Annotated in this window: 1 rRNA gene; it reads left to right on the forward strand. The window is 57.2% G+C overall.

Annotated elements, in window-relative coordinates:
- Nucleotides 1-45: 45 nt before the first annotated feature.
- Nucleotides 46-3,167: ribosomal RNA gene (locus ACFYW5_RS37575) — 23S ribosomal RNA — on the forward strand.
- Nucleotides 3,168-3,209: the final 42 nt, after the last annotated feature.

Genomic DNA, 3,209 nt, shown 5'->3' on the forward strand with positions numbered 1-3,209 from the left:
GGCTGGTCGTTGTTTGAGAACTGCACAGTGGACGCGAGCATCTGTGGCCAAGTTTTTAAGGGCGCACGGTGGATGCCTTGGCACCAGGAACCGATGAAGGACGTGGGAGGCCACGATAGTCCCCGGGGAGTCGTCAACCAGGCTTTGATCCGGGGGTTTCCGAATGGGGAAACCCGGCAGTCGTCATGGGCTGTCACCCATACCTGAACACATAGGGTATGTGGAGGGAACGCGGGGAAGTGAAACATCTCAGTACCCGCAGGAAGAGAAAACAACCGTGATTCCGGGAGTAGTGGCGAGCGAAACCGGATGAGGCCAAACCGTATACGTGTGAGACCCGGCAGGGGTTGCGTATGCGGGGTTGTGGGATCTCTCTTTCACAGTCTGCCGGCTGTGAGGCGAGTCAGAAACCGTTGATGTAGGCGAAGGACATGCGAAAGGTCCGGCGTAGAGGGTAAGACCCCCGTAGTCGAAACATCAGCGGCTCGTTTGAGAGACACCCAAGTAGCACGGGGCCCGAGAAATCCCGTGTGAATCTGGCGGGACCACCCGCTAAGCCTAAATATTCCCTGGTGACCGATAGCGGATAGTACCGTGAGGGAATGGTGAAAAGTACCGCGGGAGCGGAGTGAAATAGTACCTGAAACCGTGTGCCTACAAGCCGTGGGAGCGTCGGACATCAAGCTTGCTTGGTGTCTCGTGACTGCGTGCCTTTTGAAGAATGAGCCTGCGAGTTTGCGGTGTGTTGCGAGGTTAACCCGTGTGGGGAAGCCGTAGCGAAAGCGAGTCCGAATAGGGCGGTTTAGTAGCGCGCTCAAGACCCGAAGCGGAGTGATCTAGCCATGGGCAGGTTGAAGCGGAGGTAAGACTTCGTGGAGGACCGAACCCACCAGGGTTGAAAACCTGGGGGATGACCTGTGGTTAGGGGTGAAAGGCCAATCAAACTCCGTGATAGCTGGTTCTCCCCGAAATGCATTTAGGTGCAGCGTCGTGTGTTTCTTGCCGGAGGTAGAGCACTGGATAGGCGATGGGCCCTACCGGGTTACTGACCTTAGCCAAACTCCGAATGCCGGTAAGTGAGAGCGCGGCAGTGAGACTGTGGGGGATAAGCTCCATGGTCGAGAGGGAAACAGCCCAGAGCATCGACTAAGGCCCCTAAGCGTACGCTAAGTGGGAAAGGATGTGGAGTCGCACAGACAACCAGGAGGTTGGCTTAGAAGCAGCCACCCTTGAAAGAGTGCGTAATAGCTCACTGGTCTAGTGATTCCGCGCCGACAATGTAGCGGGGCTCAAGCGTACCGCCGAAGTCGTGTCATTGCAGCAATACGCCCAACGGCGGCTGTGATGGGTAGGGGAGCGTCGTGTGCCGGGTGAAGCCGCGCCGGAAGGCAGTGGTGGACGGTTCACGAGTGAGAATGCAGGCATGAGTAGCGATACACACGTGAGAAACGTGTGCGCCGATTGACTAAGGGTTCCTGGGTCAAGCTGATCTGCCCAGGGTAAGTCGGGACCTAAGGCGAGGCCGACAGGCGTAGTCGATGGATAACCGGTTGATATTCCGGTACCCGCTGTGAAGCGTCAAACATCGAACCGAGCGATGCTTAGTCCGTGAAGCCGCCCCGGAGCCTTCGGGCAAAGGGGAGTGGTGGAGCCGACGAACCAGACTTGTAGTAGGTGAGTGATGGGGTGACGCAGGAAGGTAGTCCATCCCGGGCGGTGGTTGTCCCGGGGTAAGGGTGTAGGCCGTGCGATAGGCAAATCCGTCGCACATGTGGCTGAGACCTGATGCCGAGCCGATTGTGGTGAAGTGGATGATCCTATGCTGTCGAGAAAAGCCTCTAGCGAGTTTCATGGCGGCCCGTACCCTAAACCGACTCAGGTGGTCAGGTAGAGAATACCGAGGCGTTCGGGTGAACTATGGTTAAGGAACTCGGCAAAATGCCCCCGTAACTTCGGGAGAAGGGGGGCCACATCCGGTGAGAGGACTTGCTCCTTGAGCTGGGGGTGGCCGCAGAGACCAGCGAGAAGCGACTGTTTACTAAAAACACAGGTCCGTGCGAAGCCGTAAGGCGATGTATACGGACTGACGCCTGCCCGGTGCTGGAACGTTAAGGGGACCGGTTAGTCACTCTTCGGGGTGGCGAAGCTGAGAACTTAAGCGCCAGTAAACGGCGGTGGTAACTATAACCATCCTAAGGTAGCGAAATTCCTTGTCGGGTAAGTTCCGACCTGCACGAATGGCGTAACGACTTCTCGACTGTCTCAACCATAGGCCCGGTGAAATTGCACTACGAGTAAAGATGCTCGTTTCGCGCAGCAGGACGGAAAGACCCCGGGACCTTTACTACAGTTTGATATTGGTGTTCGGTTCGGCTTGTGTAGGATAGCTGGGAGACTGTGAACCTTGGACGCCAGTTCAGGGGGAGTCGTCGTTGAAATACCAGTCTGGTCGTGCTGGATGTCTAACCTGGGTCCGTGATCCGGATCAGGGACAGTGTCTGATGGGTAGTTTAACTGGGGCGGTTGCCTCCTAAAGAGTAACGGAGGCGCCCAAAGGTTCCCTCAGCCTGGTTGGCAATCAGGTGTTGAGTGTAAGTGCACAAGGGAGCTTGACTGTGAGACCGACGGGTCGAGCAGGGACGAAAGTCGGGACTAGTGATCCGGCGGTGGCTTGTGGAAGCGCCGTCGCTCAACGGATAAAAGGTACCCCGGGGATAACAGGCTGATCTTCCCCAAGAGTCCATATCGACGGGATGGTTTGGCACCTCGATGTCGGCTCGTCGCATCCTGGGGCTGGAGTCGGTCCCAAGGGTTGGGCTGTTCGCCCATTAAAGCGGTACGCGAGCTGGGTTTAGAACGTCGTGAGACAGTTCGGTCCCTATCCGCTGTGCGCGTAGGAGTCTTGAGAAGGGCTGTCCCTAGTACGAGAGGACCGGGACGGACGAACCTCTGGTGTGCCAGTTGTCCTGCCAAGGGCATGGCTGGTTGGCTACGTTCGGGAGGGATAACCGCTGAAAGCATCTAAGCGGGAAGCCTGCTTCGAGATGAGGACTCCCACCCCCTTGAGGGGTTAAGGCTCCCAGTAGACGACTGGGTTGATAGGCCGGATCTGGAAGCACCGTAAGGTGTGGAGGTGACCGGTACTAATAGGCCGAGGGCTTGTCCTCAGTTGCTCGCGTCCACTGTGTTAGTTCTGAGGCAACGACCGT

This window comes from Streptomyces sp. NPDC002779 (assembly GCF_042888685.1).
Lineage (GTDB): Bacteria > Actinomycetota > Actinomycetes > Streptomycetales > Streptomycetaceae > Streptomyces.